The sequence below is a fragment of the Stenotrophomonas maltophilia genome, from assembly GCF_013464485.1.
Classification (GTDB): Bacteria; Pseudomonadota; Gammaproteobacteria; order Xanthomonadales; family Xanthomonadaceae; genus Stenotrophomonas; species Stenotrophomonas maltophilia_AW.
Map to the genome: position 1 here is coordinate 1 of NZ_RAUX01000082.1, position 5,497 is coordinate 5,497.

Below are 5,497 nucleotides of genomic sequence, written 5' to 3' on the forward strand. Positions count from 1 at the left end.
GTGCCCAAAGCGGCGCTTGCGCGGCCGCTTCCTACCCGCCAGACTCGCAAAAAAGGGCGGTTGAACTTCCTATACCCAACTGGGCGTGGACGCGGTCGGTTTCGTGTTCGCCGAAGGCAGTCCGCGCCGGGTCAGCGCGGCCGAGGCGCGGCAACTGCGCCTGGCGCTGGCGCCGATGGTCGGCGCGGTGGCGCTGTTCCGCGACAACACCGTGGCCGAGGTGCGTGAAGTGGTGCGCATGGTGCGACCGGCGTTGCTGCAGTTCCACGGCGACGAAGAGGATGCGTTCTGCAGCGCCTTCCGCATGCCCTGGCTGAAGGCGGTGCCGATGGGCGGGGGCGAGCGTTGGGATGCGGCCGCGCTGCAAGAGCGCTGGCCGAACGCCGACGGTTTCCTGTTCGACAGCCACGGCAAGGGCGCAGCCGGCGGTACCGGCCACACGTTCGACTGGAGCGCGATCCCCGGCGGACTGCACCGGCCGTTCGTGCTGGCCGGCGGGATCACGCCGGACAACGTGCACGACGCGATCCGCGCCACCTCGCCGTGGGCGGTGGACGTGGCCAGCGGGATCGAAGTCGCGCCGGGAGTCAAGGACGGCGAGAAGATGCGCCGCTTCGTGGCGGAAGTGCGACGTGCCGACGGTACCGGTCCCGATTGAACGGCGTTTTCCTTTACGCGCTGCGTGTGTCCTGTAGTTTTCCCCCGTCCCTACGGATCCACCCATGAGCACTCCGGCCCGCACCCGCAAGGCCACCCCGGCCAGGAAGACCGCTGCGTCCAAGCCGGCGCCGCGCCGCAAGAGCCGTGCGGCGCCGCCGCCCGAACTCCTGTCCATCGACCTGGCCTTGCAGGGCGGCGGCTCGCACGGCGCCTTCACCTGGGGCGTGCTCGACCGCTTGCTGGAAGAGGAGTGGCTGCGGATCGATGGCGTGTCCGGTACTTCCGCAGGCGCGATGAACGCGGCCGTGCTGGTCGATGGCTTCGAACGTGGCAGTCGCCAGGGCGCGCGCGAGGCGCTGGCCCGGTTCTGGCGCGCGGTGTCCGACGCAGCGCGCTTCAGTCCGCTGCAGCGCGGGCCGCTGGACGTGCTGATGGGACGCTGGAGCCTGGAGGGCTCGCCGGCGTTCCTGGCCATGGACCTGGTGTCGCGGCTGTGGTCGCCCTACGACCTCAATCCGTTCGGCGTCAATCCGCTGCGCGACATCCTGGAGCGCTCACTCGATTTCGACGCGCTGTCGAAGTCGGACATCAAGCTGTTCATCACCGCCACCAACGTGCGTACCGGCCGCGGCAAGGTGTTCCGCAACGCCGAACTGAGCCCGGACGTGCTGCTGGCCTCGGCCTGCCTGCCGAACATGTTCCAGGCGGTGGAGGTGGACGGCGAGTACTACTGGGACGGCGGCTACTCCGGCAACCCGACCATGACCCCGCTGGTGCGCGACTGCAATTCGGACGACGTGATCCTGGTCGCGGTCAACCCGGTCGAGCGTCCCGACCGGCCGACCGGCGCGCGCGAGATCCTCAACCGGATCAACGAGATTTCCTTCAACGCCGGCCTGCTCAAGGAACTGCGCATGATCGCGCTGCTGCGCCAGGTGGCCGACGTGGGCAACTGCGAGGGCGCGCGCTGGGCGAGCAAGCGCATCCACCTGGTGCGCAACGACCTGGCCGCCGTGCTGGATTCCTCGTCGAAGATGAGCGCCGAGTGGGCGTTCCTGGAGATGTTGCACAAGGAGGGGCGGCGCGTGGCCGAGTCCTTCCTGGCGCAGGACGGCGCCAACCTGGGCAAGCGCTCATCGATCGACCTGAACGTGCTGCTGGAAGGAGTGTGAGCATGGGACTGCTGGGCATGCTGGTCGGCCTCGGCCTGTTGATGTACCTGTCCTACCGGGGCTGGAGCGTGCTGCTGCTGGCGCCGGCCGCGGCGTTGGTGGTGGCGGCGTTCTCCGGCGAGCCGCTGCTGGCGCACTGGACCTTGACCTTCATGTCGGCCGCCGCCGGATTCATCTCCCAGTTCTTCCCGCTGTTCCTGCTCGGCGCGCTGTTCGGAAAGCTGATGGAGGACAGCGGCTCGGTCGAGGCCATCGCCGCGTTCATGACCGCCAAGCTCGGCACCCGGCGGGCGATGCTGGCGGTGGTGCTGTCCGGCGCGCTGGTGACCTACGGCGGGGTGAGCCTGTTCGTGGCGATCTTCGTGCTGGTGCCGATGGCCGCGGTGCTGTTCCGCGGCGCCGGCATCCCGCGTCGGCTGATGCCGCCGGCGCTGGCGCTGGGCACGATGACCTTCACCATGTCGGCCATGCCCGGCACGCCCTCGATCCAGAACGCGATCCCGATGCCGTTCTTCGGCACCACGCCGTTCGCCGCGCCCGGGCTGGGCCTGATCGCCTCGGCGATCATGCTGGCGTTCGGCCTGTGGTGGCTGGCCCGCGCCGAACGTCGCGCGCGGCTGGCGGGCGAAGGCTTCGGCGAGTTGGCCACGCCCGACGCCGGCATGGTGGCCGAGGACGAGATCGTGCGCGAACGCGCGGCGGTGGCGCAGCCCTTCGATCCGGCCGAGGCGGCGCATGGCGTCCAGGGCAGCGGCCTGCCGTCGGCGCTGGTTGCGTTCGCGCCGCTGGCGGTGGTGATCGGGGTGAACCTGCTGATGTCGCTGCTGATCCTGCCGCGGATGGACGTGTCCTACCTGCAGTACGCGCGCTTCGGCGAAACCTCGCTGTCCGAGGTGGCGGGCGTGTGGTCGGTGTCGGTGGCGCTGGCCGCGGCGATCGCCACCACCATCGCGCTGAACCTGCGCCGCTTCCCCTCGCTGCGTTCGAGCATGGACTCCGGCGCCAACGCCTCGGTGCTGCCGATCCTGGCGGTGGGCAGCCTGGTCGGTTTCGGCGCGGTGGTCGCGGCGATGCCGGCCTTCGAGATCGTGCGCGACTGGGTACTGGGCATCGGCGGCGGTCCGCTGGTGTCGCTGGCGGTGGCGACCAACATCCTCGCCGGCCTCACCGGCTCGGCGTCCGGCGGCCTGACCATCGCCCTGGATGCGCTGGGTCCGACTTTCATGGCCATCGCCTACGAGACCGGACTGTCGCCGGAGCTGATGCATCGGGTGGCGGTGATCGGCGCCGGCACCCTGGACAGCCTGCCGCACAACGGCGCGGTGGTGGCTCTGCTGGCGGTGTGCGGCTGCACCCACCGCGACAGCTACGGCGACATCGCGGTGACCGCGGTGCTCGGCTCGATCGTGGCGCTGGTGGTGGTGATCGTGCTGGGGACGATGTTCGGGTCGTTCTGAGCGCACGTGCGCGGCGTGACGGCGCCGCCCGGCACGATGCTCAGGCGCGGCGCGGCTGGATCGAGGCCAGCTGCGCGTCGGCCAGTCCCAGCAGCAGGCGCCGCGTTTCGCGGCCGCCGCAGCGGAACGCCTGCAGCAGGCGTCGCTCGAGCGGGTCGTGGACCAGTTCGGCGTCGAGTGCCGGAATGTCGTCCGGATCCGCCTCCCAGGCCAGCGGGCCACGGCCGGTGGCCAGCCACTCGAAACGCACGCGGGTGACATGCGCCAGGCGGGCGCGCCGTGTTTCTCGAAGTGGGCGAGGATGGCGCGGATGGTTTTGGGTTCCTCGATGCTGGCGACGATCCGYACCGCGCCGCCGCAGTGGGCGCAGGTGGTGAYGTCGATGGAAAAGACCCGCTTGAGCCGTTGCGCCCAGCTCATCGCACGGCGCTTCTGCTCGGGGCTGCGCGGCTCGTCGTGGGCGCTTGCGTCMACCGGCGCCGCATCGCCCGCAGGCCGCYTGCCGCGCCCCGAGGGCGTCAGCTGCGCACGCAGGTTTGCATTCGGGGCAAACACACCGTGGAAACGGGTCAGGTGGGCGCGAGGTGGCGGGACCAGTGCGGCCAGTTTCGCGATGAAGTCGACCGCATCCCATTCGACATGGGTGGTGCCATTGCGCCAYGGCGTCTTGAGCTGATACCGCACCCTWCCCTGCGGTGAGATCGAYAGCCGCTGCTCGCTGATCGCCGGGCGCGTGATGTAGCGGCACAGCTTTTCGAGCTTGTGGCTTTCGTGTGCTTCCGCGGCCACGCCGGCATGCAGCGAGAAGCCGCCGACCTTGCCGGCRTCGCCCTCCAGCGAGCCTGCGTCACCGGGCAATGTTTGCAGCGTGACGACCTTGCGGCCAGCGTCGCGACCGGTGGCGATGCGGTAGGTCATCGAACTCATCCGCAGCCCATCCATGCCGTCGTCGCTACCCGCGCTGTCGGACAGGAACACGGATTCGTCTTCGCCTTCGAGCCAGCCGCGGCGCGACAGGTGCCGGCACACGCGATGCGCGATGGTGTGCCGCGACCGGCACGGCAGGAAGGGCGTGCGTACGCTAGAATACGCGCTGGCGGAGTCGGCCAGACAGTCGCGTCATCCCTTCGGGGTGCCGAGGAAAGTCCGGGCTCCATAGGGCAAGGTGCCAGGTAACGCCTGGGCGGCGCAAGCCGACGGAAAGTGCAACAGAAAGATACCGCCTACGTCTTCTTCGGAAGGCCGGTAAGGGTGAAATGGTGCGGTAAGAGCGCACCGCGAGTCTGGCAACAGACCGGCACGGCAAACCCCACCTGGAGCAAGACCAAATAGGGATCCTTTGGCGCGGCCCGCGTTGGATCCGGGTAGGTTGCTTGAGCGTTGCGGTGACGTAACGCCTAGAGGAATGACTGTCCACGACAGAACCCGGCTTATCGGCCGGCTCCGCCTCTTTCTTACGGTAGGCCGAGCATGGCTCGGCTCTACAGTAGAGCCGAGCCATGCTCGGCTGCTCTTCGCCCAGATGCTTGGGATGTTGTTCAACCCGGCGTGCGGTACTGCCCGGCGGAAATGAACTGCTCGAACCGTTCGCACCACACCACTACGGTGGTGTAATCGTCCACGTTGACGCTTTCAGGCACGTCCACCAGGAAACGGTTGAAGGTCTTCACCTCGCCGATGCGCTGGGCCTGTGCCTTGATCTTCAGGAAATCGGCCTTGTTGTCGACGAAGTCACGGACCAGGTACACCTTGTAATCCGGACCCGGACCCATCTTGCCGTCGAACGCGACCTGGCGCGGGCTGACGCTGACGTTGCCTTCCGCCCAATGCACCGCATCACTGCCCTTGAGGTCGCGGCGAAAGGTGGTGCGGTAGGGGGCGTCTTTCATGGCCGCCTGCACCTGCGCAACCGGCGGGTCATCGGGGGCGATCAGGATCGGCAGGAGATAGACGCCCAGGCCGAAGCCCAGGCCGAGGGTGAGCAGGTGGGTGGCGAGCAGGATGAGGATGCGGCGCATGGGGCCTCCTTGTGGTTGCGATCGATCGCGCGGCGAAGTGCCGGGCCTGACCACCCTGGGAGGTCAGGGCCGGGGTATAGGAAGTTCAACCGCCCTTTTTGGCGAGTCTGGCAGGTAGGAAGCGGCCGCGCAAGCGCCGCTTTGGGCACAGATCGGGCACAGATCGGGGGTTCATGCGTGGGTTTTCGAC

Annotated in this window: 4 protein-coding genes, 1 other RNA gene and 2 pseudogenes; 4 read left to right on the forward strand and 3 right to left on the reverse strand. The window is 68.6% G+C overall.

Annotated features, from left to right (window positions below; all coding sequences use genetic code 11):
- Window positions 1-73 precede the first annotated feature (73 nt).
- The 3 genes and pseudogenes from D7Y61_RS22315 to D7Y61_RS22325 form a co-directional block, all read left to right on the forward strand.
- Window positions 74-658, forward strand: a pseudogene (locus tag D7Y61_RS22315) (phosphoribosylanthranilate isomerase); the annotation flags it as partial.
- 64 nt (window positions 659-722) lie between these two features.
- Window positions 723-1,832: a patatin-like phospholipase family protein gene (locus tag D7Y61_RS22320; protein WP_164146001.1), complete on the forward strand. Its 1,110-nt coding sequence runs from the start codon at window positions 723-725 to the stop codon at window positions 1,830-1,832.
- 2 nt (window positions 1,833-1,834) lie between these two features.
- Window positions 1,835-3,289 (forward strand): GntP family permease, encoded by a 1,455-nt coding sequence (locus tag D7Y61_RS22325; protein ID WP_180869384.1) that lies wholly within the window; start codon window positions 1,835-1,837, stop codon window positions 3,287-3,289.
- Between the two features lie 40 nt (window positions 3,290-3,329).
- Here the strand turns inward: D7Y61_RS22325 and D7Y61_RS22330 are convergent, their stop codons facing one another.
- Window positions 3,330-3,539, reverse strand: coding sequence for a hypothetical protein (locus tag D7Y61_RS22330; RefSeq protein WP_019186274.1), 210 nt, complete (start codon window positions 3,537-3,539; stop codon window positions 3,330-3,332).
- Window positions 3,540-3,562: 23 nt separating this feature from the next.
- Window positions 3,563-4,333, reverse strand: a pseudogene (locus D7Y61_RS22825) (transposase); the annotation flags it as partial.
- Window positions 4,334-4,387: 54 nt separating this feature from the next.
- Between D7Y61_RS22825 and rnpB the strand changes: the two are divergent.
- Window positions 4,388-4,738, forward strand: an RNA gene (gene rnpB / locus D7Y61_RS22340) — RNase P RNA component class A.
- Between the two features lie 89 nt (window positions 4,739-4,827).
- On the opposite strand, the gene D7Y61_RS22345 is transcribed toward rnpB, so the two are convergent.
- A complete protein-coding gene (locus tag D7Y61_RS22345) occupies window positions 4,828-5,307 on the reverse strand; it encodes a DM13 domain-containing protein (RefSeq protein WP_047290306.1) in 480 nt (159 codons plus the stop codon).
- Window positions 5,308-5,497: the final 190 nt, after the last annotated feature.